Origin of the sequence: Kitasatospora indigofera, from assembly GCF_014655955.1 — a bacterium.
Classification (GTDB): domain Bacteria; phylum Actinomycetota; class Actinomycetes; order Streptomycetales; family Streptomycetaceae; genus Kitasatospora; species Kitasatospora indigofera.
Window position 1 is genome coordinate 1 of sequence record NZ_BNBO01000060.1, and the last position, 25,585, is coordinate 25,585.

General features: G+C 74.9%; 23 protein-coding genes. 11 read left to right on the forward strand and 12 right to left on the reverse strand.

The window, feature by feature from the left end:
* Window positions 1–283 precede the first annotated feature (283 nt).
* The 3 genes from IE329_RS33325 to IE329_RS33335 form a co-directional block, all read right to left on the reverse strand.
* Window positions 284–1,897, reverse strand: coding sequence for a peptide chain release factor 3 (locus tag IE329_RS33325; RefSeq protein ID WP_229927966.1), 1,614 nt, complete (start codon window positions 1,895–1,897; stop codon window positions 284–286).
* A gap of 217 nt (window positions 1,898–2,114) precedes the next feature.
* Window positions 2,115–3,314, reverse strand: coding sequence for a TerD family protein (locus IE329_RS33330; RefSeq protein ID WP_190214814.1), 1,200 nt, complete (start codon window positions 3,312–3,314; stop codon window positions 2,115–2,117).
* Window positions 3,315–3,564: 250 nt separating this feature from the next.
* Complete coding sequence (locus IE329_RS33335) at window positions 3,565–5,025, reverse strand: hypothetical protein (RefSeq protein ID WP_190214778.1); 1,461 nt, start codon at window positions 5,023–5,025, stop codon at window positions 3,565–3,567.
* A 318-nt stretch (window positions 5,026–5,343) separates the two neighbouring features.
* Between IE329_RS33335 and IE329_RS33340 the strand changes: the two genes are divergently transcribed.
* Window positions 5,344–5,856: an SsgA family sporulation/cell division regulator gene (locus IE329_RS33340; RefSeq protein ID WP_190214779.1), complete on the forward strand. Its 513-nt coding sequence runs from the start codon at window positions 5,344–5,346 to the stop codon at window positions 5,854–5,856.
* 89 nt (window positions 5,857–5,945) lie between these two features.
* Here the strand turns inward: IE329_RS33340 and IE329_RS33345 are convergent, their stop codons facing one another.
* The 3 genes from IE329_RS33345 to IE329_RS33355 all read right to left on the reverse strand — a co-directional run bounded on the left by IE329_RS33345 (window position 5,946) and on the right by IE329_RS33355 (window position 9,203).
* The gene (locus IE329_RS33345; protein WP_190214780.1) at window positions 5,946–7,418 is read right to left on the reverse strand and encodes a helix-turn-helix domain-containing protein; all 1,473 of its coding nucleotides are present in this window, start codon (window positions 7,416–7,418) and stop codon (window positions 5,946–5,948) included.
* Window positions 7,419–7,662: 244 nt separating this feature from the next.
* On the reverse strand, window positions 7,663–8,706 hold the full coding sequence (locus IE329_RS33350) for a M56 family metallopeptidase (RefSeq protein ID WP_190214781.1): 1,044 nt from the start codon (window positions 8,704–8,706) through the stop codon (window positions 7,663–7,665).
* A complete protein-coding gene (locus IE329_RS33355; RefSeq protein ID WP_190214782.1) occupies window positions 8,703–9,203 on the reverse strand; it encodes a BlaI/MecI/CopY family transcriptional regulator in 501 nt (166 codons plus the stop codon). The genes IE329_RS33350 and IE329_RS33355 overlap by 4 nt, the downstream gene beginning before the upstream one ends.
* A gap of 223 nt (window positions 9,204–9,426) precedes the next feature.
* Between IE329_RS33355 and IE329_RS33360 the strand changes: the two genes are divergently transcribed.
* The 10 genes from IE329_RS33360 to IE329_RS33405 all read left to right on the forward strand — a co-directional run bounded on the left by IE329_RS33360 (window position 9,427) and on the right by IE329_RS33405 (window position 17,052).
* Window positions 9,427–10,062: a DedA family protein gene (locus tag IE329_RS33360; RefSeq protein WP_229927971.1), complete on the forward strand. Its 636-nt coding sequence runs from the start codon at window positions 9,427–9,429 to the stop codon at window positions 10,060–10,062.
* Window positions 10,059–10,772 (forward strand): phosphatase PAP2 family protein, encoded by a 714-nt coding sequence (locus tag IE329_RS33365; protein WP_190214784.1) that lies wholly within the window; start codon window positions 10,059–10,061, stop codon window positions 10,770–10,772. The genes IE329_RS33360 and IE329_RS33365 overlap by 4 nt, the downstream gene beginning before the upstream one ends.
* A 122-nt stretch (window positions 10,773–10,894) precedes the next feature.
* Window positions 10,895–11,407, forward strand: a complete 513-nt coding sequence (locus tag IE329_RS41710; protein WP_190214785.1) for a pyridoxamine 5'-phosphate oxidase family protein — start codon at window positions 10,895–10,897, stop codon at window positions 11,405–11,407.
* Between the two features lie 230 nt (window positions 11,408–11,637).
* Window positions 11,638–12,759: a TIGR03364 family FAD-dependent oxidoreductase gene (locus IE329_RS33375; protein ID WP_190214786.1), complete on the forward strand. Its 1,122-nt coding sequence runs from the start codon at window positions 11,638–11,640 to the stop codon at window positions 12,757–12,759.
* Between the two features lie 71 nt (window positions 12,760–12,830).
* Window positions 12,831–13,508 carry a phosphonatase-like hydrolase gene (locus tag IE329_RS33380; protein WP_190214787.1) on the forward strand — a complete coding sequence of 226 codons (678 nt, stop codon included), beginning with the start codon at window positions 12,831–12,833 and terminating at the stop codon, window positions 13,506–13,508.
* A gap of 246 nt (window positions 13,509–13,754) precedes the next feature.
* Complete coding sequence (locus IE329_RS33385) at window positions 13,755–13,967, forward strand: DUF397 domain-containing protein (RefSeq protein ID WP_190214788.1); 213 nt, start codon at window positions 13,755–13,757, stop codon at window positions 13,965–13,967.
* 119 nt (window positions 13,968–14,086) lie between these two features.
* The gene (locus IE329_RS33390) at window positions 14,087–14,542 is read left to right on the forward strand and encodes a MarR family winged helix-turn-helix transcriptional regulator (RefSeq protein ID WP_190214789.1); all 456 of its coding nucleotides are present in this window, start codon (window positions 14,087–14,089) and stop codon (window positions 14,540–14,542) included.
* Entirely contained in the window at window positions 14,539–15,402 is an 864-nt protein-coding gene (locus IE329_RS33395; RefSeq protein ID WP_190214790.1) for an ABC transporter ATP-binding protein, read from the forward strand. Before IE329_RS33390 ends, IE329_RS33395 begins: the two co-directional genes overlap by 4 nt.
* On the forward strand, window positions 15,362–16,222 hold the full coding sequence (locus tag IE329_RS33400) for an ABC transporter permease (RefSeq protein WP_190214791.1): 861 nt from the start codon (window positions 15,362–15,364) through the stop codon (window positions 16,220–16,222). Before IE329_RS33395 ends, IE329_RS33400 begins: the two co-directional genes overlap by 41 nt.
* Window positions 16,223–16,257: 35 nt before the next feature.
* A complete protein-coding gene (locus IE329_RS33405; protein ID WP_191289876.1) occupies window positions 16,258–17,052 on the forward strand; it encodes a hypothetical protein in 795 nt (264 codons plus the stop codon).
* 89 nt (window positions 17,053–17,141) lie between these two features.
* On the opposite strand, the gene IE329_RS33410 is transcribed toward IE329_RS33405, so the two are convergent.
* From IE329_RS33410 to IE329_RS33435, 6 genes are all read right to left on the reverse strand, one after another.
* Window positions 17,142–19,106, reverse strand: coding sequence for a phosphocholine-specific phospholipase C (locus tag IE329_RS33410; protein WP_190214793.1), 1,965 nt, complete (start codon window positions 19,104–19,106; stop codon window positions 17,142–17,144).
* Between the two features lie 14 nt (window positions 19,107–19,120).
* Entirely contained in the window at window positions 19,121–20,539 is a 1,419-nt protein-coding gene (locus tag IE329_RS33415; protein ID WP_190214794.1) for an endonuclease/exonuclease/phosphatase family protein, read from the reverse strand.
* A 368-nt stretch (window positions 20,540–20,907) separates the two neighbouring features.
* Window positions 20,908–23,019 carry an alpha/beta fold hydrolase gene (locus IE329_RS33420; RefSeq protein WP_229927967.1) on the reverse strand — a complete coding sequence of 704 codons (2,112 nt, stop codon included), beginning with the start codon at window positions 23,017–23,019 and terminating at the stop codon, window positions 20,908–20,910.
* Window positions 23,020–23,372: 353 nt separating this feature from the next.
* Window positions 23,373–23,948, reverse strand: a complete 576-nt coding sequence (locus IE329_RS33425; protein WP_190214795.1) for a TetR/AcrR family transcriptional regulator — start codon at window positions 23,946–23,948, stop codon at window positions 23,373–23,375.
* A gap of 363 nt (window positions 23,949–24,311) precedes the next feature.
* Window positions 24,312–24,632: a DMT family transporter gene (locus IE329_RS33430; RefSeq protein WP_073928836.1), complete on the reverse strand. Its 321-nt coding sequence runs from the start codon at window positions 24,630–24,632 to the stop codon at window positions 24,312–24,314.
* A 6-nt stretch (window positions 24,633–24,638) separates the two neighbouring features.
* Window positions 24,639–25,307, reverse strand: coding sequence for an HAD family hydrolase (locus IE329_RS33435; RefSeq protein ID WP_373311379.1), 669 nt, complete (start codon window positions 25,305–25,307; stop codon window positions 24,639–24,641).
* Between the last annotated feature and the right edge of the window lie 278 nt (window positions 25,308–25,585).

Genomic DNA, 25,585 nt, shown 5'->3' on the forward strand with positions numbered 1-25,585 from the left:
CGCGGTGAACCTGCTCACCGCCGCCGGCACCACCGGCTGACCCGTCCGCAGTCCCGGGCGTCCACGGGCGGATGCCGTGGTGCCGTCATCGTGCCCGCCACCGGAGCTCGTCGGTGGCGGGCACGGTCGTACGGCGACCCGGGCGTTCCCGGTCGTCACCCGCAGGCGGGCCGGGACTTCGTCGGCCTCGGCACCCGGCCGCGGGTTGCGTCCGCCGGCCTTCGTCCTGACCGCAGGACGAAGGCCGGCGGGCAGCGGCAGGTGATCCCCGGACAGGCCCTGGCTAGTCGGCGGTGGCGATCAGCGGCTGCAGCAGGATGTCCGGCTTGGCGCGCTGGAAGGCGCTCAGGTGCCACTTGTCGGCGAACAGGGCCAGCAGGGCGTTGTCCGAGCGGCGGACCAGCACCTCGGCGTCGGTCAGCCGGGCCTTGGCCAGCTCCGCGGCGCCCTCGGGGTCGGTGACCCGGGCCAGCTTGTAGGAGAGGCGGTCGAGGGTGATCGGGGAGGAGAACTCGTGCTCCATCCGGTGCAGCACCACGTCGAACTGCATCGGGCCGACGGCCGCCATCACCGGGGCCTGGTCACCGCGCCGGTCCGAGACCAGCACCTGGACCACGCCCTCCTCGTCCAGCTGGGAGACACCCTTGCGGAACTGCTTGGAGCGGCTGATGTCCTTCGGCCGGGCCACCGCGAAGTACTCGGGGGCGAAGGCGGGCAGGGCCGGGAACTCGGCCTTCTTGCCGGTGTACAGGGTGTCGCCGACCCGCAGGGCGCTGGCGTTGATCAGGCCCACCACGTCGCCGGGGTAGGCGGTGTCGACCACGGTGCGCTCGGCGCCGAAGACGGTCTGGGCGTACTTGGTGGCGAAGGACCGGCCGCTGGCCGCGCGGGTGACGTTCATGCCGCGCTCGAAGACGCCCGAGCAGACCCGGACGAAGGCCATCCGGTCGCGGTGCGCCGGGTCCATGTTGGCCTGGATCTTGAACACCAGGCCCGAGAACTCCTCGGTGACCTCGCGGCTGCCGCCCTTGGCCAGCGGGCGGGCGGCGGGGGAGGGGGCGAGGTCGACGACGGCGTCCAGCAGGAGCTTCACGCCGATGTTGCTCAGCGCCGAGCCGAAGAAGACCGGGCTGATCTTGCCGGCCTCGAAGGCCTCCTGGTCGTACCCGGGGCCGGAGGAGAGCGCCAGCTCCAGCTCCTCCAGCGCGGTCTCCCAGGCCTCGCCCTCGCGCTCGGTCGCCTCCTCGGCGGTGAGCACCTCCTCCAGGGCGGCGTGCGTACCGCCGGGCACCTTGGTGTAGCGGAGCATCTGCTCGGTGTCCGAGGCCTGGACGAGCCCGCGTAGGTCACCCGCGCCGCCGACCGGCCAGACCACCGGCACCGGGGTGATGCCCAGGTGCGTCTCGATGTCCTCCAGCAGGGTGAGCGCCTCGCGGCCGCGGCGGTCCCACTTGTTGATGAAGGTGATCACCGGGACGCCGCGGTGGCGGCAGACCGCGAACAGCTTGCGGGTCTGCTCCTCCAGGCCCTTGGCCGCGTCGACCAGCATGATCGCGCAGTCGACGGCCGCCAGCACCCGGTAGGTGTCCTCGGAGAAGTCGGCGTGACCGGGGGTGTCGACCAGGTTCATCACGTGACCGCGGTAGCCGAACTGCAGGGCGGCCGAGGTGACCGAGATGCCGCGCTCGCGCTCCAGCTCCATCCAGTCGCTGGTCACGCCCTTGCGGGCACCCTGGCCGTGCACCGCACCGGCCGAGGTGATCGCCCGCGCGTGCAGGGCGAGGGCCTCGGTGGTGGTGGACTTGCCCGCGTCGGGGTGGCTGATGACGGCGAAGGTACGCCGGCGCCCGGCCTCGTTGACGATCTGGACGACCGGGACGGACTGCTCGTTGCTCACGTGACTTTTCCTCGGGTGCGGGGACGGCATCAGGCCGGGTGGACGCCTCTCCGCACCTGCTGAGCCGGGCCTCATGTCCGCAGGCTCAAGGGGTGATTCTAGTCGGCCGGACGGCCCAACCTCGAACCGCCCGGTCAAGTGCCCGTGGAGGGCGGCCCGGACGCGACGGTGCCCGGTGCCCCGCCGCCTCGGGCGGGGGCACCGGGCACCGGACGGTTCAGAGCATCGCGGAGGCGGGCTTCACCATCGCGCGGGCGGTCTTGGCGTCCACGTACTCGCCGATCGCCGTCATCACCCACTCGCCGGAGAACTGGCGGACCAGCTTGCACATCACCACGCCGGTGTGCGCCTCCGAGCTGGTCAGGTCGAAGCGCACCAGCTCCTGGCCGCTGCCGGCGTCGAGCAGCCGGCAGTAGGCGTTCTTCACGTCGGTGAACTTCTGGCCGGAGAAGGAGTTGACCACGAAGACCAGGCCGACCGCCTCCGGCGGCAGCCCGTCCAGGTGGACGGTGATCGACTCGTCGTCGCCGGCGCCCTCGCCGGTGAGGTTGTCGCCGGAGTGCGCGATCGCGCCGTTGAAGATCGACAGCTTCATGAACCAGGCGGTCTCGATCTTGTTCCGCTGGGCGTCGAAGGCGATGCAGGAGGCGTCCAGGTCGACGTTGCGCCCGCCCCGGGCGGGCTCCCAGCCCAGCCCCATCCGGACGGAGGACAGGAACGGCTTGCCGTTCTTCTCCAGCGAGACCGAACCGCCCTTGACCAGATTCACCCGGCCCTTGTCCAGGGTGACCTTGGTGAAGGACGGCGCGGTGGCCGGCGCCGGGGGCGCGGCCGGGGGCGTGTTCGGCATCGGCGGGGCCTGCGTGGCGGGCGCGTGCGCGGGCGGCGGCGGGGTCTGCACGGCCTGCGCGGCCGGCGCCGGCTCGTCCTCGACCGAGACGCCGAAGTCGGTGGCGATGCCGGCCAGGCCGTTGGCGTAGCCCTGGCCGACGGCGCGGACCTTCCAGGCGCCGCCGCGCTGGTAGACCTCGACCACGACCAGCGCGGTCTCCCGGTCGAGCCGCGGCGGGGTGAAGGTGACCAGCACGGCGCCGGTGTCGGCGTCCCGCACGGTCGCGGTCGGCTCGATGCCGGCGAAGGTGGTGCCCGCCTCGTCGGGGCTGGCCGTCACCACGATCTTGGTGATGCCGGCCGGGACGGCACGGGTGTCGATGGTGATCGCGTCCGCCGCGCCGCCGCTCGCCGGCCGGTGCGAGACCCCGGGGCCGTTCGGGGCGTTGAAGAAGACGAAGTCCGCGTCCGAGCGGACCTTCCCGGCGTCGGTCAGCAGCAGACCCGAGACGTCCAGCGCCTTGGGCGCGGTCACCTCGACGGTCACCCGCGCGGCGGTCAGCGGGGCGTTGCCGCCTTGGGTCAGGACCGTGGTCACGGGATCCTCCTGGGATGCGTTTGGGAGGCCGGCGCGGCCGACGCGCCGACGGGATCCACAGTAACGAACGCGTGTGGCAAAGTGACCGGCCGACGGGCCGGGTTCTGTCGGATCGTCGGACCGGACGACGCACCGCCGCCGGGCCCGCCGGCCCGGTCCGCGACGGGTCGCGGGGCGCCGGGCCGGGCGGTGTGCGCGACGGTCGTCCGGCCGCCCCGGAGGGGTGGTTGAGGAGCGGTCAGCGCCCGGGGGTGAGGGCCGGGCGGGCGGCGGGCGCCGCGGTCGTGCCCGGTACGACCGGGCCGGTCGCGGGCACGGCCTCGAAGGCGCCGATGGCGGCCACCGCGCGCGGGTCCAGGATGCCGAAGGCGGAGGCCGTCCAGGTCTCCGCCGGGGCCTTGCCCGGTCCGGCGGAGGGGTGCACGCCCCGCACCCCGAAGGTGTACTCGCCGGGCGGCACGTCCGCCCCCACGGGGGAGGCGAACCGGTAGACCCGGGCGCCCTGCTCCTGGGAGGTGGTCATCACCGCGCCGGCCAGGTCGGTCCAGGCCGTGGTGCCGTGCACGACCTCGGCCGGGCCGAGCCGGAACTCGGCCTGGAGCGCGGTCAGCGGCTCGGTCACGGTCAGCCCGAGCAGGTGGCGGGTGCCGTCCTGGCCGAGCGAACGGACGCTGGCCGCGCCGGCGAGCGCGAGGTCGGGCGCCTCCTGGCCGGCCGGGTACTGGCCTGCGGTGTGCTGGCCTGCGGGGTACTGACCGGTGGGGTACTGGCCGGTGGGCTGCTGACCCGTCGGGTACTGGCCGGCGGCGTGCGGGCCGACCGGGAAGCCGTCGGCCGGGTTCCGGCCGGGCGGGTACGGGTGGGCCGGGCGCGGGTGCGCCGCGTGCGGCCGGGCCGCGCCCTGGGCGGGTGCGGTCGCCGGGGGCGTCCCCGGCCCCGCGGGACGTCCGGGGGCCGGCAGGGCGGCGCCGGGCCGGGCCGAGAACTGCTGCGGCACGGACTGCGGGGCGGCCGGCTCCGTCACGGCGGACTGGGTCACGCCGGACTGGGCGACGGCCGGCGGCGACTGGACCAGCGGCGGCCCGAACGGGCGCGACCCGATGCCGGGGGGCCCGAACTGCGGGCCGGCCGGGCCGGGGCTCGCGGACGACTGCAGCAGGCATTCCGCCTCCGTCAGGCCGCCCGGCGGCCGCAGGCCCTCCGGGCCGGTGCTCGGCGGCGGGACGGGTGCGGGCGCGGAGGGGGCGGCCGTCGTGGCCGAGGGCGTGACCGAGGCGGTGGGCGCCGGCGCGGGCGCCGGGCTGCCGAGGGGCGGCGGGGTGGTCCGTTCGGCGTTGCGCGAGCCGGGCGTGCCGGTGCCGGGACCGATCGCCCGGACGGACGGTTCGGCCTTCGCGGCCGGGGAGTGCCCGGCGTCGGAGCCGGCCCGGGAGTCGCCGTCGGTACCGGGAGCGGGCGGCGGGGTGGCACCGACCGTGGCGAAGCCGGCCCGGCGCCCCACGGCCTGCTGCTCGTTCAGCAGCCAGGTGGTGGCGATGCTGAGCCCGACCACGGTGGACATCGCCATCGCGGCACCGGAGAAACGCAGGGTGGGCAGGCGCAGGCGGCCGCCGAAGGGCTTCGGGCGGCTGTGCCGGCCCTGCGGCGCAGGCCGCTCGTCCGGGCGAGGTGCCGCCTCGGTGTCCTTACGGAGAGCCACCGGACTCCCTTCCCTCCGTGTGCCGCCCGCCGCGTTCCGCGACGGGCCCCGGGGCCGGGCCCGTGAGGAAGCAACGGGCGCGCGGCCGTGCCCGCGCGGGCCGGAGGCACGAGAGTACCAGCGGCGGAGGGGAACGTCGTCGGACCGCGCGCGAACCCGGCCGTCGGGCGGACCGTCCTCGTGCGCAGAACAGTTGACGGACCGTCGGACGATCCGCCCGGCCCCTGCCGCGATTGTTGCAACCTCCTTGCAACCCTTGCCGTCCCCGGCGGGATGGCGCACGCTGGTGCAATTCCAAGCCGTACCGGAGAGATAGTCATGCCGCGCGACCCTCTGCCCGCACCCTCCGATGCCTCTCTCGCCGCTACCCCCACGGGCGGCGATGAGGAAGGCTCCACCGCCGCTCCGGCGGCGGTGGAGGAGGTGCTGACCATGCGCATCGCGCTCGGCGAAGAAGCTGTCGGCGAAGTCAGCACCCGGTTCCGGTTCGACCCGCAGCGCCCGTACGAGGTGCTGCTGACCTTCCACCTCGGCCGGCCGGACGAGGCGGACTGGGTCTTCTCGCGCGAACTGCTGCGCGACGGTCTCACCACCTTGAGCGGGCAGGGCGACGTCAAGCTCTGGCCCGCGTACTGCCCCTGCCACGGGGCGACCCTGCACGTGGCGCTGGAGTCGCCGCACGGCAGCGCGCTGCTGGAGGTCGCCAAGTCCAAGGTGCAGGACTGGCTCGACCGGACGTACGCGCAGGTGTCGGAGGCGGCCGAGGCCTCCTGCGGCCCGACCGACGCCCAGCTGGCCGCGCTGCTCGCCGGGGGCTTCCCCACCGACTGACCGGCGCCGGGCAAGGCCCCACACCGTGCGGCCGGCTCACCCACCGCGGGGCGTCACCGGCACCCGGACGCCCGCGGGCGACCGGCGGTTCAGGAGACCCGGGGGCGCGCGAGGACGGGCGGGTGCCCGCCGTCCGGGTGAACCGTCACCTCCGGCGGCCGAACGGGGGCCGGCGGGCGCGCGACGTCCGGCGGGGCCGGCAGCCGTACCGTCCCGGCGGCGAGCCGGGAGCGCAGCCGGCGGACGGCGGGCGCGGTCGAGCCGGGCAGCAGGTCGTACGGGTCGTCCGGGCCGGCCACCCCGACCGTCACGGTGGGCGCGAAGCGGTACGGCCGGTGGGCCAGCAGCCCGCCCAGGTAGCGCCGCAGCCGGGAGAGTTCGGCCCGGACGGTCACCGTGCGGGCCGGATCGCCGAACAGGGCCTCGGCCAGCTGGGCCGCGCTGCGGCCGTCCCGGTGGGTGGCGAGCAGCAGCAGCAACTCCGCGTGCCGCGGGCTGAGGCCGTGCGACCAGGTGCCGGCCGCGCCCTCCACCGACAGCTCGGGGCGGTCCGGGCGGCGCAGGTCCAGTCGCAGCCGGGCGCCCTCGGTCTGCTCGGAGACCCCCGACCGGTCGCCGGGGGCGCTCTGGCCGGGGGAGCGGACCGGCCGCACCAGCCAGCCGTCGGCGAGCGGCTCGACGGCGCACTCGCCGAGCGAGGGCAGCCAGTGCACGGAGGCCGACCCCCACCCCTCGGCCGGCAGCCGCAGCCGGTCGGTCGGCGGCAGGCCGGCCGCGGCCGCCGTCCAGCCGTCGCCGTCCACCACCAGGGCCGGGCCGTTCACCTTGGCGAGCAGCGGGGTGGCCACCGTCCGCAGCTGGTGCAGCGCCTCCAGCCGGCGGGCCCGCAGCTCGGCCTCGGCCAGCCGGGCGGCGGTCATGGTCAGCTGGAGCAGGTACGGCCGGGCGTGCTGGGCCGGGGCGCTGATGTTGATCACGCCGGCCAGCCGGCCCGTCCGGGGCTCGTGCACCGGGGCCGCGAAGCAGGTCCAGGCGTGGTGGCTGCGCAGGTAGTGCTCGGCGGAGTGCACCTGCATCGGCCGGCCGGCGCGCAGCGCGGTGCCGATGCCGTTGGTGCCGACGTTCTCCTCGACCCAGCGGGCGCCGATCAGGAAGCCGATCCGGTCGGCGCTGCGGCGCAGCTGCCGCTCGCCCTCGTGCCACAGGACGTGGCCCTCCGCGTCGGCGATGGCGAGGATCAGCGGGCAGTCCCCGGTGGAGTCGAGCAGCGAGTCGCGCAGGATGCCGATCACCTCGTCCAGCCCGCTGGCGCGACGCCGGTGCTCCACCTCGGCGGGGCCGAGATGCACGGCGGCGGCGCCCCGGTCGGGGTCGAGGCCGAGCCGGCGCAGCCGGGCCCAGGAGTCGCCGATCTCGGGCCGGGGGCCGGCCTCGGGGCCGCCGTCGGCGGGGAGTCCGCCACCGGTGGCGGCATCGTGGACGGCGGCGAGGTCGGGCCCGCCGGGCGCGGGGGCCGCGGCTGCGCCGGCCGGTCGTCGAGTGTGCCGCCGGGTCTGCCGCACCGCTCCCCCTAGCCGCGAACCGTCGCTACCTCGTCGTTGACGCGTTGCCGAAAGCGTACGGCGGGAGCACGGTCGGCGGGGGTCCCGTGCGCAAATGTGACCTACCGACCGGTATGACCTGCACGTTCGCGCAGACCTTCACCTCTTGCGGTCATTCTGGGCGGCCGCCCGGACCCTGTCCAGCAGGCCTCGGGGCGCCGCCCGGGTGGTGACGGGGGCCCGTGGCCGGGGCGGTGAGCGGCCGTCAGCGCCCGGCCGCGCCGGCGCTCCGGGCGGCCTCGACCGCCCGGTGCAGGTCGGTGGTGGCGTCCAGGGCGGCGGTGAGGGTGAGGGCCAGGCAGGCGGCGAGCGCGAGCGCGGCCGCGCGGCGTCCTGGCCGGGGCCGCGGGCGCGGGTCGAGCAGCGCGGCCACCCGGCGGGGCACCGGGCCGGCGTGGACGGCGGGGGCGAGGCCGGGCCGGTCAGGCCGGGGGGCGTGACGGGCGGCCAGGGCCGCGCGGCCGACCGCGCGGGCGGTCACCGCCCGGTCCCCGACTGCGGTGGCGGCGGCCTCGTCGGCCCAGCGCTCCAACTGGAAGCCGAGGGGCGCGCGGAGCGCCCGCAGGGCGGGGTGGAGCACGGCCGCGTACTCGGCGGCGGCCAGGAAGAGGTGGTGGCGCCCGGTCAGGTGGGCGCGCTCGTGGGCGAACAGGGCGGCGCGTTCGGCGGCGGACAGGGCACGCAGCATCCCGCCGGTGACCACCACCCGCCCCGGGCGCCCGGGCAGTGCGAAGGCGTCGGCACGGTCGTCGGCCAGGACGGCGAGCAGCGGTTCGGCCGGCCCGGCCGGCCGCTGGCGGGACCGGAAGCGGGTGGCCCGCCCGGCCACGCCGGTCCTGACGGAGGAGAGGAGGGCGCCGGGGGACCGGGGCCGCGCGGGGCGGGCCGGGTCGCCGAGGGCGGCCCGGACCACGGCGAGGTCCCGGCGGTGGCGCCGGCCGGTCCGCAGCGCGAGGGCCGCCGCCGCGGCGAGCGCCAGGCCGGCCGCCGCGGCGACCGGTGCGCCGCCGGGGGCTCCGGCGGCGATCCAGCGCGGGGAGAGGTGGCCGAGGGCGGCGACCGGCGGCAGCCGGAGCAGGCCGGCGGCGGCCAGCAGCCCGAGGGAGCAGAGGGTGGCGGCGGCGAGCAGGGCCGAGGTGCCGGCCAGGATCCGGGCGGCGGCCCGCGGGGCCAGCGCCTCGGCGAGCAGCCGGGCGGCCGGGGCGGCGAGGAAGGGGAGCAGCAGCGGCACCCAGACGGCGACGGTCACCGCGGCCCGCCTTCCGTCCCGGGCCGCTCCGCGGGGGCGGGGCCGGAGGTGCCGCGCGCGCCGGGGGCGTCCGAGGCCTCCGGCGCGCCCGGCGCGTCGGACGGGACGGGGGCGCCCGACGGGCCGGACGCGCGGTCGCCCAGGAGGTCGCGCAGCATCCGCTCGTCCTCGTCCGACAGGTCGGAGACGAAGCGCGCCAGTACGGTGGAGCGGTCGGACCCGCGCTCCAGCTCGGTGCGCATCCGGCGGGCGGCCAGGCCGGCCGGGTCCTGGACGGTCGGGACGTAGGCGTACGCCCGGCCCGCCCTGGTCCGTTCGACCGTCCCCTTCTCGTGCAGCCGGGCGAGGATCGTGGCGACCGTGGTCCGGGCGAGCCCGGTGCCGAGGGCGGCCTGGACGTCCTGCGGGGTCAGCGGGTGATCCGCAGCCCAGAGGGCCACCAGGACCTGGGCCTCCAGCTCCCCGGAGGAGCGACGGGCCGACGGCGCTGCACTCATGTCAACGTTTCCTCCCGCTGTCGTCTACAGTCCTGTAGACCGTCTACGTCACTGTAGACGGTCCGAGCGCGACCCGCAGGGCCGCCCCCAACGTACGGGAGGTCCGCCCGCCGTGTTCGAGTCGTCCGTCGCCACCTGGTCCGCCGCACAGGCGCAGGCCCTGGCAGAGCACGCCCGGAGCCTCCCGGCCCCGGCCCTCCCCGGTCCTGGGGGCCACCAGGCGCTGGCGGTGAACCTGCTGGACGCCTCCTCCCTGCTGGCCGCCTTCGGGGCCCTGGGCATCGCGGTCGTCCTGTTCGCCGAGACCGGCCTGCTGGTCGGCTTCTTCCTGCCCGGCGACTCCCTGCTCTTCACCGCGGGCCTGCTCTGCGTCCCCGGCGCCACCGACGGCCCCCGGCTCCAGCTCTACCAGGTGATCCCGGCCGCCGTGTTCGGCGCACTGGTGGGGGCCCAGGTCGGCTACCTGATCGGCCGCCAGGGCGGGCACGCCCTGCTGCGCCGGTCGAACAGCAGGAGCCTGCACCACGGCGTCGAACGCGCCGAGGAGCTGCTGGTCCGGTACGGCTACGGCAAGGCGATCGTGCTGGCCCGGTTCATCCCCGTGGTGCGCACCGTGCTCAACCCGCTCTGCGGCGTCCTCGACGTGCCGCTGCGCACCTTCACCCTCTGGCAGGTGGTGGGCGGCACCGTGTGGGCCGTCGGGGTGACGATGGCCGGATACGCCCTCGGATCGTCCGTGCCGGATATCGACCGTTATCTGCTACCCATCATCGGTCTGGTAGTAGTTGTCTCCGTGATTCCCATTGTTCTTGAACTGTTCCGCGCCCGTAAGGGGCGCCGTGGCGGAGGTGACGAGTGACCGCCACCGTGCCCCCGGGGCTCCCGGCCGGGCCGCGCGCCCTGCTCGCCTACGACGGCAGCGGCATCGACGGCGGCCTCTACAGCCGGGTCGTCGGCTGGGCCGACCGCGCCCCGCACTGGCTGGACGAGCTGGTCAAGGTCTGGTCGGCGGTCGGGCTCGGCCTGTTCGCGCTGCTCATGCTGTACGCCTGGTGGCGGGCCCGCGGCGCCGACTCCGTGGTGCTGGCCCGGGTGCTGGCCTCGCCGTTCGTCGTGATCGTGGCGTACCTGGTCAACTCCGTGTTCAAGAGCCTGGTGGAGGAGGTCCGCCCCTGTGCGCAGATCGCCGGCACCGTCTCGCTGGAGACCTGCCCGGGCGCCGGTGACTGGTCCTTCCCCAGCAACCACACGGTGATCGCCTTCGCGGCCGCCGCCGCGCTCTGGTTCGCCTTCCGCGGGCTCGGCCTGACCGCGCTGGCCTGGACCGGCTGGGTCGCGGCCGCCCTGATGGGCCTGTCCCGGGTCTGGGTGGGGGTGCACTACCCGCACGACGTGCTGGTCGGCGCGCTGGTCGGCACCGCCGTCGGCGTGCCGCTCGCGCTGGCGGCCGGCCGGGCCGCCCCGCTGGTGGACCGGGGGCGGGCGGGGCCGCTCGGGGCGCTGCTGGGTGCCGGTCCGGCCGGTCCTGGCATGCCCCGCGAGACCCCGGCGCGGATGCCGGCGGACTGACCGGGACGGTCGTCCGCCACTCTTGTGCGGCCGGGCCGGCGGGGAGAGCATGTGAGCCGGGCGAGGGCCCCCGAACACCGGGGTCCACGCCCGGCTCTGTCGTTCCAGCGGAGGGATGCGCCATGCCGTACCGGCTCGACATCACGCAGGGCGAATGGCCCGCCGAGGAGTTCCGCAAGGGCGTCGAAGGCATCCTGGCCGAGAGCATGGTGCTCACCCTGGCCACCGCCGGTCCCGAGCGCGGGCCGCACGCCAACCTGGCCTTCTTCGCCTACGACGAGGACCTCGTCCTCTACTACGTCAGCGAGCGCTCGACCAGGCACAGCCGCCACCTGGCGGAGGAGGCGAGAGCCGCCGCCACCGTCTTCCTGCCGCCCCCGGTCTTCGGCGAGCAGCTGCGCGGGGTCCAGCTGACCGGAAGCGCCTGCGAGGCGTGGGGCCGGCAGGCGGAGGCGGCCCTCGCCGCGTACCAGGGCCGCTACCCCTCGTTCGCCCAGGACCCGGAGGTCCGGGAGCAGTTCCTGACCGGCGCCGGGGCCGCGGCGCTCTACCGCTTCCAGGTGGAGGAGCTGACGGCGGTGGACGAGCCGCACTTCGGGCGGCGCAACTACCTGCGGGCGACGGTTCTGCGCTGAGGCCGGGCGGGCGCGGGGCCGCGGGCCGGACGATCCGCCGATCCGCCGATCCGCCCGTCCGCCCGTCCGCCGATCCGCCGATCCCGGGCCGGCCGGCCCGGCCGGGGTGTCCGCGGGCTCCGGCGAACCCGGTGATCAAGGGCGTGTTGTCTGTACAACTTTCTGGGCCATTCACCTGCGCGCCGCGATTCGGACCCCTCGCGGCCACCTCCAGGCGACAGCCTGGCCGCATGAGAATCATCGTTGTAGGAGCAGGCGTCCTGGGCAGCATGCACGCCTGGCAGGCCGTCGAGCGCGGCCACGAGGTCGTCCACCTGGAGCGCGAGGCCGAGGCGCGCGGCGCGTCCGTCCGCAACTTCGGGCTGGTCTGGGTCAGCGGCCGGGCCGCCGGCGAGGAACTCGCCACCGCACTGCGCGCCCGCGAACTGTGGGAGCGGATCGGCGAGCGGGTGCCCGCACTCGGGTTCCGCGCCAACGGCTCGCTCACCGCGATCCGGACCGAGGCCGAACTGGCCGTCGCCGAGCACGCCACCACCCTGCCCGACGCCGCCGCCCGCGGCTACCGCCTGCTCGACCCGGCGGAGACCAAGGCCGCCAACCCCGCCCTGCGCGGCAAGCTGCTCGGCGCCCTGTGGTGCGGCCAGGACGGCGCCGTCGAGCCCCGGACCGCCCAGCCCGCGCTGCGCGCGGCCCTGCAGGCCACCGGTCGCTACACCTTCCTGCCCGGACGGGAGGTGCGCGAGGTGATCGGCGAGAACGCCGTCCGCGACGACCACGGCGACGTGCACACCGGTGACCTGGTGATCCTCTGCACCGGCGCCTGGACCGGCGGCCTGATCCGTGAACTCGCCCCCGAACTGCCGGTGCGCCGCGTCCGGCTGCAGATGATGCAGACCGACCCGCTGGACGAGCCGCTCACCACCTCCGTCGCCGACGGCGACAGCTTCCGCTACTACCCCGCCTTCGCCGGTGACGCGCTGGAGCAGCTCAAGAGCGTCCAGCCGCAGCCGCCGGTCGCCGCCGAGCACAAGATGCAGCTGCTGATGGTCCAGCGCCAGGACGGCGGCCTGACCATCGGCGACACCCACGAGTACGAGCACCCCTTCGCCTTCGACGTCGACGAGGCGCCGTACGAGCACCTCGTCTCCGTCGCCGAGGAGCTGCTCGGCCGGCGGCTGCCCCGGATCCGCCGCCGCTGGGCCGGCGTCTACGCCCAGTGCACCGACAGCTCCCGGGTGGTCCACCGCGAGCAGCTGCGCGACGGCGTCTGGCTGGTCACCGGCCCCGGCGGGCGCGGCATGACCTGCTCGCCGGCCATCGCCGAGACCACCGCGGACCTCGCCGGCCTCTGAGGCCCGCCCCCGCACCCCGCCCGGCCTGCCCCCTCGCACCCGAACGCACCGATCCTTAAGGAATCCTGACCATGAGCACCGACATCCGTCTGGTCGTCCTCGACATGGCCGGCACCACCGTCGCCGACGACGGCCTGGTCGAGCTGGCCTTCCGTTCCGCCGCCGCCGCCCTCGGGGTCGAGGCCGACAGCCCCGAGCACCGGCGCATGCTGGAGCACGTCCACGCCACCATGGGCGAGTCCAAGATCTCGGTCTTCCGGCACCTCTTCGGCGAGGAGGAGAAGGCCCAGCGCGCCAACCTCGCCTTCGAGGAGGCCTACCACGACCTGGTCGGCGCCGGGCACTGCGCCGCCATCCCCGGCGCCGCCGAGGCCATCGCCGAACTCCGCGGCCAGGGCCGGAAGGTGGTCCTCACCACCGGCTTCTCCCGCGCCACCCAGGACAGCATCCTGAACGCCCTCGGCTGGCAGAGCATCGCCGACCTCACCCTCTGCCCGGCCGAGGCCGGCCGCGGCCGCCCCTACCCGGACATGGTGCTCACCGCGCTGCTCCGCACCGGTACCGACTCCGTCCGGCAGATCGCCGTCGCCGGCGACACCGGCTACGACATGCTCACCGGCACCCGCTCCGGCGCCCCGGTCGTCGCGGGCGTCCTCACCGGCGCGCACGGTGAGGAGCGGCTGCGCGCGGACGGCGCGACCCACGTCCTGGCCTCGATCACCGAGCTGCCGAAGCTGATCGCGGGCTGATCGCGGGCTGCTCGCGGTTTGAGCGCGGGCTGCCCGCGGTTTGAGCGTGGGCTGAGCGTGGGCCGACGCAGCGGCGGGGCAGGGCGTCCGGGGGCGCCAGCCGTGCGACCCCGTCCGCCCGCGCCCGCCTCAGCCGCGGGAGGCCGGCTCGCGCTCCGTCCGGAACTCCGATCGGCTGCAGGTCGAAGCGCTGTCGCAGGCTGATCCCCTGTCCATGATCCGCGCCATGCGGAAGGAACTGCTGTGATGAACAGGCACGTTGACCTGACCGGCGCTCTCTGCCGCACGTCCAGCCACAGCGACAACGGCGGCCGGTGCGTCGAGCTGGCGCCCGGCTTCCCGGGCGTGATGCCCGTCCGCGACTCCAAGGACCCCGAGGGGCCCGCCCGGGTGTTCCCCGCCGGCGCCTGGCAGGCGTTCGTGGCCGCCGCCGCACGCGGCGAGTCCGGCGCCGTCTGAGCGGACGGTCCACTGCGGAGCCCCGCCGTCCCTCCGAGGGCGGCGGGGCTCCGGCGTGTCCGGGGGCGGGTTCGGGATTTCCCGAGCTTTTTGCTCTCAGTGAGAGCTAAAATCGAGGTATGGACGACTCGGCACTCCCCGGCGACTTCGAAGGGCTGCTGGTCGGTATCAACCGGCTGGTGCGGCGCCGGCTCCGGCGTGGAGTGCCCGAGCCCCGGCTGCGCGGCGCGCAGGTCGAGTTGCTGCGGCTGGTCGGGGCCCGGCCGGGGCTGCGGGTCTCGGAGGCGGCCGAGGAGCTGCGGCTCGCCGGGAACTCGGTGTCGACGCTGGTCCGGCAGCTGATCGGGCTGGGGATGCTGAGCAGGGAGCCCGACCCGCAGGACGGCCGGGCGGCGCTGCTGCGCGTCACCCCGGCGGCGGCGGGCCGGCTGCGGGCCTGGGAGGAACGCCGGGCGGCGCTGCTGCGCGAACAGCTGGACCGGCTGTCGGAGGAGGACCGGGCCTCGCTCGCCGCGGCGCTGCCGGCGCTGCGCCGGCTGGCCGCCAACCTGCACGAGGAGGAGGCCGCGCGATGACCGACCGCACCGGCACGGACACCGCCGACGCGCTGAGCTGCACCGGCCTGGCGTACAGCTTCGGCGGGGCCAGAGCCGTCGACGGGGTGGACCTCACGGTCGCGCCGGGAGAGGTGTTCGGCCTGCTCGGCCCCAACGGCGCGGGCAAGACGACGGCGATCCGGGCGATCACCACACTGCTGCCGGTGCCCGCCGGCATGGTCCAGGTCTTCGGCCTCGACGTGGCGCGGGAGCGGATGGCCGTCCGGCGGCTGCTCGGGTACGTCCCGCAGCAGCTCTCCGCCGACGCCAACCTGACCGGACGCGAGAACGTCGAACTGTTCGCCCGGGTCTACGACGTGCCGCGCCGCGAGCGCGCGCCGCGGATCGTCCAGGCGCTGGAGGCGGTGGGGCTCGGCGACGCCGCCGACCGGATGGCGGGGACGTACTCCGGCGGCATGGTCCGCCGGCTGGAGCTGGCCCAGGCCCTGGTCAGCGCCCCCCGGCTGCTCATCCTGGACGAGCCGACCATCGGGCTCGACCCGATCGCCCGCACCAGCGTCTGGGACCGCCTGACCGAGGTCCGCGCGGCGACCGGGATGACCGTGCTGGTCACCACCCACTACATGGACGAGGCGGACCAGTACTGCGACCGCCTCGCCCTGATGCACCGGGGCCGGGTCCGGGCGCTCGGCACGCCGGGCCGGCTCAAGGCCGAACTCGCCGACCGGCGGGCCCGGTCCGGCGAGGCGGACGGCCCGGCGCCCACCCTGGAGGACGTCTTCCGGCACTTCGCCGGCAGCGGCCTCACCGACGAGCAGGCAGGAGGGGAGTTCCGCGATGTCCGCAACACCCGTCGTACCGCGTCCCGGGTCGGCTGAGAGCCCGGCCGCCCCGGCCGCCGGACTGCTCGGCGTCCCGCCGAGGGCCCGCCCCGGCTGGCGGGTCTTCCCCGCCCGGGTCGGCGCGATGTGCGTGGTCGAGCTGCAGAAACTGCGGCACGACCGCACCGAGCTGTACACCCGCGCCGTCCAGCCGGCCCTCTGGCTGCTGATCTTCGGCGAGACCTTCACCCGGCTGCACGTGATCCCGACCGGCGGCATCCCGTACCTGGACTACCTGGCGCCGGGGATCATCGCCCAGTCCGCGATGTTCATCGCGATCTTCTACGGGATCATGATCATCTGGGAGCGCGACTCGGGCGTGCTCCCCAAACTCCTGGTCACCCCCACCCCGCACTCCGCCCTGGTGGCCGGCAAGGCCTTCGCCGCCGGGGTGAAGTCGGTGATCCAGGCCGTCGTGGTGATCCTCATCGCCGCCGTGCTCGGCGTCGCGATGACCTGGAACCCGCTGCGCCTGCTCGGGGTGGTGGTCGTGGTGGTGCTCGGATCGGCGTTCTTCTCCTGCCTCTCGATGTCCATCGCCGGCATCGTGCTCACCCGGGACCGCCTGATGGGCATCGGCCAGGCCATCACCATGCCGCTCTTCTTCGCCTCCAACGCCCTCTACCCCGTCGCCCTGATGCCGGGCTGGCTCCAGGCGGTCAGCAAGGTGAACCCGCTCAGCTACCAGGTCGACGCGCTGCGCGGCCTGCTGCTGGGCACCCCCTCCCACCTCTGGCTGGACTTCGGCGTGCTCATCCTCGCGGCCCTCGCCGGCATCGCCGCGGCCTCCTCCCTGATGGGGCGGCTGGCCCGCTGACCGGGCCCGCCCCGGCGCGCGGGCGGCCTGCGAGAATGCTCGACGTGCACGCCTGGGACTCACTGACCGTCGCCGAACAGACCCTGTTGCGGGCCGCCATGTCCGGTGGCTCGCTTGCCGGGCAGATCCAGGTGTACGGCACCGCCCTGCGCTGGGCGGGCGCGGCGGAGGCCCCGCCTCCGCGCAGCTGGACCGAGGACGAACAGCGGGCGCTGGTGCCCGCGTTCGCGGCGCTGACCCTCGACCTGGCCGAGCGCGGACTGGTCACCGTTCGCAGGCTGCGCGGGAGCTTCCCGGCCGAGGACGATCCGGCGGTCGTCGGGGCGGAGCTGCGGGATCTCCTCGGCCGGCCGTCCACCTGGCTCTGGAACCCCCGGCCGCCGGACCGGTACCGTCTCGCCGCCACCGAGGCGGTGGGCGAGGACTGGCGCCGGGACCGCTACGCGGTTCCCGACGCCGCCGCCCGTCCCGCCCCGCCCGCCTGGGAGGAACTGGACCAGGACCAACGGGACGTGATGATCTGCGCCATGGAGGCCAGCGGGATGCTGACCGGCCCGTTCGGGATCTGGGCGGACCTCCCGGACGACCTCGACGAGTCCGACCGCGCGGGCCTGGTGGACGCCCAACTCGCGCCGCTGCTGCCGTTGGTCCGCGACGGCTGGATCGAGGTGCGGTACAGACCCGCCCCGGACCGGAACGAGTTCACGGTGATCCCCTTCGAGGGCCTGCGACGTGCCTTCGCCGACCCGGCGCTCCGGCGCGACGACGCGGACGACTGGGGCATCGGCCTGACCTGCGTCTACACCCACGCCTACCTGGCGCTCAGGTAGCGGCCAGCGGCCAGCGGCCCGCGAGCCTGGCCGGCCCGGCCGGCCCGGTGCCGCCCCCTAGCGAGGGCGGCACCGGGCCGGAGCCGGGCTCAGTGCAGACGGCCCGCGTACCGCTGGGCGAACCGGGTACCGGTGCCCGCCGTCACGGTCAGGTCGTAACGCCCCTGATCAAGGGGCCAGTTGACGGTGGCGCTGCCGCCGGGGGCGACCCAGGCGGTCTGCGCGGCGCCGGCGAAGTCGTTCGGCGTCAGGGTGAACGACGTCTCAGTCCGGCCGCTGTTGGCGAGCAGTACGGCCACCGTCGTGGCGCCGGGGGCCGGGACGGCCGCGGCGACGGACGGCACGGCGACGTCGTCCTGGCCCGCCCGGACCACGGTGCCGGCGAAGCGGCGGACGAAGCCGTCCGGGCCGTGCACGGTGAAGTCGTAGCGTCCGTCCGTGGTGGCGGCGTCCCAGGTGTAGGTGCGCTGCGCACCCGGCGCGACCGTGAACGGCGTGCCCGCGAACGGGAACACGATGTTCGGGTACACGGTGAACGGGAACGCCACCGACCCCTGGTTCGCCAGCGTGCAGGTGACCACGCCCGTCGTCCGGTCGACCGTCGCGTCCGCCCACGGCCGGTACGGAAGCCGGCGGGACGGGCGGGTGCCCGGCTCCTGGACCGGTATCGCTTGGGTGCCGTTGGCGGGGAGCGGGACGGCCGGGAGCTTGGTGCCCGCATCGGCCTTGGCCATCAGGGCCGTGGTGTCGGGGAGGGCCGGGACGGTGGTGTCGGGGTTGCTGAAGTCGAAGCAACTGGTGAGATCGCCGCAGACGGCGCGGCGCCAGGCGGAGATGTTGGGCTCCTGGACGCCGGTGACCTTCTCGAGGAACTGGAGGACGGAGGTGTGGTCGAAGACCTGGGAGTTGACGTAGCCGCCGCGGGTCCAGGGGGACGCGACCCAGAGCGGGACGCGGTTGCCGAGGCCGATGGCGCGGCCCTGGGTGAACTCCTCGGGGGTGCCGGCCTCGGGGGTGGGCGGGACCATGTGGTCGAAGTAGCCGTCGTTCTCGTCGTACATGACGAGGAAGACGGTGTGCTGCCACACGGCGGGGTTGGACATCAGGGACTGGAGGGCGGTGTTGACCCAGTGCGCGCCGTAGGCGGGGCCGGCGTTGGGGTGTTCGGAGAACAGGTAGGGGGCCACCAGCCAGGAGACGGTCGGCAGGGTGCCGTCCTTGCAGTGGGCGTCGAAGGCGGCCGGATCGAACTTGGTCATCGCGTTGATGTAACGCGGGTCGGTGCTGGGGAAGTTGTGGAACTGCTTGAAGTACGACAGGGCGTTGTCGTCGTAGTCGCCGGTGCGGTCGTCCTTGCTGGGGTTGTGGTAGACCCGCCAGCTGACACCGGCCGCCTGGAGGCGCTCGGCGTAGGTGGTCCAGTCGGCGACGGGGTTGTCCGTGACGGGGGTGTTGTCGATCCAGGGCCCGGTGGTGCCGTCGCGGCCGGGGCCCGCGGTGCCGGTCCAGAGGTAGAGGCGGTTGGGGTCGGTGGGGCCGGCGAGCGAGCAGAAGTAGGCGTCGCAGAGGGTGAAGGCGTCGGCGAGGGCGTACTGGTAGGGGATGTCGGCGCGGGTGAAGTAGCCCATGGTGCGTTCGCCCTTGGCGGCGATCCACTTGTTCATGGCGCTGTTGTTGATGGCCTGGTGGCCGGTGGCCCAGTCGTGCGCCAGGCCGCCGGCGTTCTGCGCGTTGTACTTGGAGGTGTCCATCCGGTACGGGAGCATGGCGCCGCCGTCGCTGCGGGCGGTGTCGGGCTGGCGGAAGACGTCGCTGCCGTCGGGGAACTGCAGCGCCTGCTTGTCGTTGAAGCCGCGGACACCGTTGAGGGTGCCGAAGTAGTGGTCGAAGCTGCGGTTCTCCTGCATCAGGATCACCACGTGCTTCACGTCCGCGATGCTGCCGGCGGCCGTTGCGGCTGCGGCCGCCGTGGCGGCGGCGGGGAGGCCGACCAGGGCGGTGGCGCCGGCCGCCGCGGTGGCGCCGACGAAGCTGCGGCGGGAAAGCTCAGGCATGGTGGACCGGCCTCTCAGAGGGTGAAGGTGGCGACGGCGGCGGCGGTGTCCGAGGGCCACTCGTTGGCGGCCGTCGCGGGGTCGGCCTGCGGCCAGCCGGTGGCCAGGGTGTGTGCCTCGGCCAGGGTGAGCGGGCCGGCGAACTGCACCTGGTCGATCCGGTCCTGCGGCTCCGGCTTGCTGCCCCGGACCTTGCGGGTGGGCGACCAGGTGTTCCCCGGCAGGGCGACCGGGTCGGGATGCGCGGCGCGGAACGCGTCGGTCAGCCCGGCGGCCTGAAGGGCCACTGTGACCGGCCAGTTGAGCGGCCGGCCGGTGGCCGCCGTCCAGTCCAGGTGGGACGGCGAGGCGAGACCGGCGGCCAGCAGCACCGGGACGCCGGTGGCGATGTCCGCCTTGACCGCCGTCGCCAGCGCCTTGGCCTGCTGCAGCCGGACGGAGGCGTTCTCCGCCGCCTCCACCTGGGCCGCGCTCTGGCCGTCCTGCACGGCGTACGGGCCGTAGCCGGCCTCGCTCAGGTGGGCGGCCCAGAAGCGGGCCGAGCGGCCGCCCGGCAGTTGCAGGGTGACACCGGCGGCGGGCAGGGCGGTGGTCACGGGGGTGACGGCGGTGAGCGGGTAGCGGCTGAGCACGCCGACGCTGCCGGAGCTCTGGTAGGCGTACCAGCCGAGGGCGTCGGCCAGCGCCTGGGCCGCGGTGCCGGCGGTCTCCTGGAGCGCGACCACGTCCAGGCCCTGGGTCAGGATCACCCGCAGCTGCTTCTCCAGCGCGTCGGTGACGTGGGTGCCGGCGTCCCAGAGGTTCCAGGCGGCGGTCTTGAGCTGAAGCGGTCCGGCGGCGGCGCGGACGGGCACCAGGACGGTCACGGTGTCGGTGGCGCCCGCGCTGTCCTTGACCCCGACGGTGACCAGGGCCGGGTGTGCCGGGGCGGTGGCGGGCGCGGTGCCGGTGACCGTCCCGTCCGCCGCGACGGAGAGCCAGCCGTCCCCGCCGATCCGGCGGAACGTCGCGGTGCCGGCCGGGTTGCCCGCCGGCCGGCACCACAGCTTGCCGAGCTTCACGGTGACCGCCCCGCCCGGTGCAACGGCGGTCGCGGTCAGCGCGTCCACCGCCGCATGCGGCCGTAGCACGGCGGGCTTCGGCCGGAAGGTGAACGGCGTGCTCTGCGCCAGGATGCCGTAGCCGTCCTTCGCCAACAGGTAGGCCGTGTACGGCCCGCCGGTCAGTGCTGAGGTGTCCAGCTGGACGTCCCCCGAGGCACCGGGGGTGTACTTCCAGAGCAGCGAGGAACCGGTGCCGGGCTGGCGGGTGCCGTCGTAGATGCCGACCCAGTTCTTGGCATCGGGAGCGCCGGTGGTCCAGTGGAAGGTGAGCTTGTCGCCTTCGACGGGGCCGGCGGGGGAGCTGAGGGTGAGGGTGCTGCCTGTGGCCACGAGGATCCTTCAGGTCAAGTTGGTTGCACAACTGGAGGCCTATTGACCCGAAGGGCGGAGTACTGCGCGTGAACGGCGAGTTACCGGCCGCCGGGGCGCGCGGTAACTCCAGGGCTGTACGGGCGGGGTGGGTCCGCGAGGGTGATCCGGGGTTGGGGTTGGGGCCGGGGTCGGGGCTTCGGTTGGGCTTCGGTTGGGGTTGGGCTCGCGTTCGGTGTATTCCGGCGAGGGGATACGGCCCGGGGGACGGGGACGGGGACGGGGACGGCGGCGGGGACGGGGGTCGTCGGCCGGCGGCTACGGGTGCGGCCGCCGGCCGAGGGATCACGGTCGGACGTCCAACGTCGCTGCGGTCGGGTCCGTGGGGGTCAGATTGGTCGAGCTCGGGTTGGGCGACGTGGGTCCGTGGACGTCGTCAGGTTGGTCGACGTGAGGTTGGTCGACGCCTGGGCGGTGGACGTCAGGGCGGTGGACGCCGGGTCGGTGGCGGACGGGTCCGCCGGTGCAGTCAGGTTGGTCAACTCGGCCAGGACCTCGGCCAGTCGGTCCGGATGGCTCAGCTGCGGATAGTGGCCCGCGCCCGGCACGGTCACGGCCGGGAGGGTGATCGCGGGGTTGGCCGGTACGGCCAAGGTCAGCGGGTCGTACTCGCCGACCACCAGTCGCACGGGCACCGGGCAGGACCGCAGCAGTTCCGACAACTTCGACCGTTCCAGCGGCCTTTGCAGGCTCCGCAGCCGGCGGGCGGTTCGTCCCGCCACCCCCGGCCGACGCAGGCCGAGCACCGCGGCGGACACCCTGGCCTCGGCCTCCGCGCTGTGCGGGCCCGGGCCGAGCAGGGCGCCGGCCAGGAAGCCGACCGAGGCCCGGCGCAGGACGGTGGCCGTGATCGGCACGGTCCGGACCGCCCGGCGCGGGCGTGGCTGCAGGAAGTACGGCGCCACCAGTACCAGCGCGGAAACCCGCTCGGGGTGCGCCGTCGCGTAGGCCAGCGCGGGACCGGCGGCCGCCGAGTGTGCGACGATCACCGGCCGTGAACGGACCGGCGCCAGAAGGTCGGTGAGCCACTGCGAGGTGCTCCCGGTGGCGGGCGACGAGCGGCCGAGCCCCGGCAGGTCGGCGAGCAGGGACGGCGCCGGGAGGTGGTCCACGACCGCGTGCCAACCGGTGGAGTCGAACGGAAGGCCGTGCAGCAGGACGTACCCGGGTGCTTCCCGCTCACCGGTCACGTAGCTGCGGCTCCCGGCGAGCCCGACGAAGGAGCCGGCCGGCCGGCCGGGAGCTGCACCGACGGCCGCAGCACCGATCGGTTCGCCGCCGGTTGCTTCGCCGCTGGTTGCTTCGGCGCCGGTCGCTGCGGTGCCGAAGCGATCCGCGACCAAACGGGCGGCCCACCGCCGCAGCAGGTCCTCGACCGGCGGATGCCCGATACCGGCGGCCTCCGCCAACTGCTCGGCGGAGGAGGTGTCGTAGCGGTCCTCCGAGATGAAGGAGAGCGTCTCGGGATCGGTGCGGGTGAGCGCCCGGGGGAGCCGGCGGAGGACGGTCGTCGGGATGAGGCGACGCGGCGCGCGCACACCGAGGTGGGCGGCCACCAGCGCGACCAGCTCCGGCAGATCGGGCGTCATCGGGTCGAGCACCGCGTGCACGCTGAGCGGGCCGCTGTCGTGCTCGGGCACAGCGGCCAGGAAGCGGGCCAGATGGTCGATCGCCACCACGGGCAGGAAGGTCCGCCGGCTGCCGGGGAGTGCCGGGAGGCGGCCGTGCCACAACTGCTCGACGAGGCTTGCCAGGCCGATGTACTGGCCCGCCTCGCCGGTGACGGAGTGTCCGATCACGCTGCTCGGGTTCACCACGGTCAGCGGCACCCCCAGCCGAACCGCCTCGACACGGACGGCCGCGTCGCCCTCCAGCTTCGAGGCCTCGTACGCGCCGAGCCGGGCGTACCGCTCGTCGGCCTCGTGGGGCGGGAGCGGGAAGACGGCGGGGCCGGTCCCGACGCGATAGCCCGAGATGTGCACGAGGCGGCGGAGTCGGGGCCGGGTGGCCGCCCAGCGCAGGGCGTGCAGCGCGCCGTCGACATTGGCCGCGTGGGCCTCGGCCCTGGACAGGCCGAAGCGGTAGAGGGCGGCCGTGTTGAAGACGTCGCGGACGGTCGTGAGGTGCGCGTCGTCGGCCGGGCTGAGGCCCAGTCCGGGGCGGGTGATGTCGGCTTCGACCGTCAGGAGCCCGCGTTCGTCCGCGCCGTGCGCACCGAGCCACTTGCGGAGCTCGCCGTCCCGCTTCCTGCCGCCTCGGACGGCCGCGGCGACCGTGCGGCCGGAGGAGAGGAGTTCGAGGACGAGCCAGCGGCCGATGAAGCCGGTGGCGCCGAGGACGAGGGCGGTGGGTGCGGGTGGGGGCGTGGGGTTGGGCGTGGGGTTGGGCATGGGGTTGGTGGGCGTGGGGTTGGTGGGCGTGGGGTTGGTGGGGGATGGCATGCGAGCACCTTTCGGTAGACCGATCTGCATAATTTGGGAATGGCGGGAAGTGCGGGAGGGGTGTGGGGCGCGGGAGGGGCGTGGGGCGTGGGAGGGGCAGGGGTTGCGTGTGGGGCGTCCGGCGGCCGGCCGGTCAGGCGCGCCGGAACAGGTGAGGCTCGCGAGGAGGGCTTGCCCGGGTGCGGGTCGAAGTCCGAGCGGGACGGGTCCCGGTGGCGCCCGGCGCCGGGGTTCGGCACGCCTGATCTTGTAGGGCGGGCTCGGGTGTGGTCAGGGCCGGCTCGGAGTAGACCGGTCTACATATTTTTGCGTCCCGACGAGTCTCCCGCTCGCCATCCGAACCCCGACCGGCCTCAGGAGGTGGTGAGCAGCAACTGGGTGGCGCGCGCAGCCTGGTCGAGCGGTGTGCGGCTGTGGCGCACCCGGGCGAGCAGCAGTGCGCCCTCGAACTGGGCGAGCACCGCGCCGGCGGCGGCGTCGGCGGCCTCGGGCGTCCGGCCCTCCGAGACCAGTTGTGCCGCCAGCGCCTGCTGCCAGTCGTCGTACGCCTCGGCGCAGACCCGCCGCAGTTCCTCGTTCCCGCCCGCCACCTCCAGGGCGACGGTGGCGATCGGGCAGCCCTTCGTGTAGCCGGACCCCTCCATGCGGTCGGCGAAGGCGTCCAGCAGACGCCGGACCAGGACCCCCGCGCTGAGCTTCTCGCGGGTGAAGGAGTCGATGAGCCCGCTGATCTCCAGCCCGGCTTCGGTCAGGGCTGCCGTGACCAACTGGTCCTTCCCGGCGGGAAAGTGGAAGTACAGCGAGCCTCGGGGTGCCCCGCTCTCGGCCAGCACCTGGTTGAGCCCGGTGCCGAAGTAACCCTGCGCCTCGATGAGCGTCCGGGTGGCGGCGACCAGCCGGGCACGTGTCTCCTCGCCTTTTGCTCCCATGGCGAAAGAATAGACCGGCCTACATATTCTGTCCACGGGCTTCGCCTCGCCGCCAGGGCGGGTGGCGCCCGCGCCCGCCCTGGCGGCGGCTGCACTTCGCGGATAGACCGGCCTACATATTCCGCCCGCAGGGCGGCCGCTCCCCACCGTCGGCCGGCCGGTAGCCGTCACGAACCTCCGTCGCGCGGCCACCCCGCAGGTAGACCGGCCTACATAATCAACCGCAGACCGCACCCGCCCACCACAGCACCTGACGACCCCATGACCCGCCCCCGCACGAGACGACCCGCGGGGCCGGGTCGGCCCCGACCCCGCAGGTGCCAAGAGGGCCGCGCGGAGGCGCCCCGCCCGCCTCGCCCGGCTTCAGTGGCCCCCGCGCAGGTTCAGCGCCACCACGCCCACGATGATCAGGGCCAGGCCCAGCCACTGGGCCCGGCCCAGGCTCTCGCCGAAGGCGAGGACGCCGATGCCGGCCACGGCGGCCGTGCCGGCCCCGGACCACACCGCGTACGCGACGGAGACGGGTATGTGCTTCAGGGCCTGCCCGAGCAGGACGAAGGAGAGCACGTAGCCCACTCCCACGCCGAGGCTCGGCCAGAGCCGGCTGAAGCCCTCGGTGAGCTTCAGGCAACTGGTCGCGCAGACTTCGCTGACGATGGCGAGGCTCAGCAGGAGATAGGGCATGGTCCGTCAAACCGCCCGGGCCGCGGCGAGCTTCCCGAGCAGGGCCAGATCGGCCCGCTCCAGGCTGTCGAGCAGGGTGACCCGCGGCGCGGCGGCGATCGGGACGGCCGAGGGCACCGCCAGCACGGCGCAGCCGGCCGCGTGGGCGGAGGCGACTCCGGTCGGGGTGTCCTCGACGGCGACGCAGCCGGCCGGGTCGAGGCCGAGCAGGCCGGCGGCCGCGAGGTAGGGGTCGGGCGCGGGCTTGGTGCGCTCGGTGTCCTCGGCGGCCAGGGTGACGGTGAACCAGTCGCGGCCCAGGCTGCCGAGCACGAGGTCGACCACCCGCCGGGGGGAGGCCGAGACCAGTGCGGTGGGCACCCGGGCGTCGCGCAGCGCGGCGAGCAGGGCGAGGGCGCCCGGGCGGGGCACGATCTCGGCCGCCACCTTGCCGGCGAAGTTGTCCCCGAGCCGCACGGCCAGCTCCGCCTCGGTGCGGGTGGTGCCGCTGCTGCGGTGCAGGTGTCCTGCGGTGTGCTCGATCGCCTGGCCGAGCACCTCGGGCAGGTCGTGGTCGGTCAGGGTCAGGCCCAGCTCGGCGGCGATCTCGGCGGCGGCCTGCCACCAGAGGTGCTCGGTGTCGACCAGGGTGCCGTCCATGTCGAACAGGACGGCGGCGGGCGGCGCCCAGGGCAGGCCGGAACCGGCTGGATCAGCCTTGGCCGAACCAGCTTCGGCCGAAGTGGAGTCGGCTGAACCGGAGTCGGCTGAACTACCGTCGGGCAGGTCGGATGCAGGCATGGCGGTACCTTTTTCGGTGTTTCGGGTGGAGCCGGTCGTGCGGGTGCCGCGCGTACGGTAGGCCGTCCGTGCGTCCGGCGCAGGCCGGAACACGCCGTGGCAGGCCGGTCCGGCCCGGCAGACACCGGGCCGGCACGGGCCGGCACGGGCCGGCACGGGCCGGCACGGGCAGG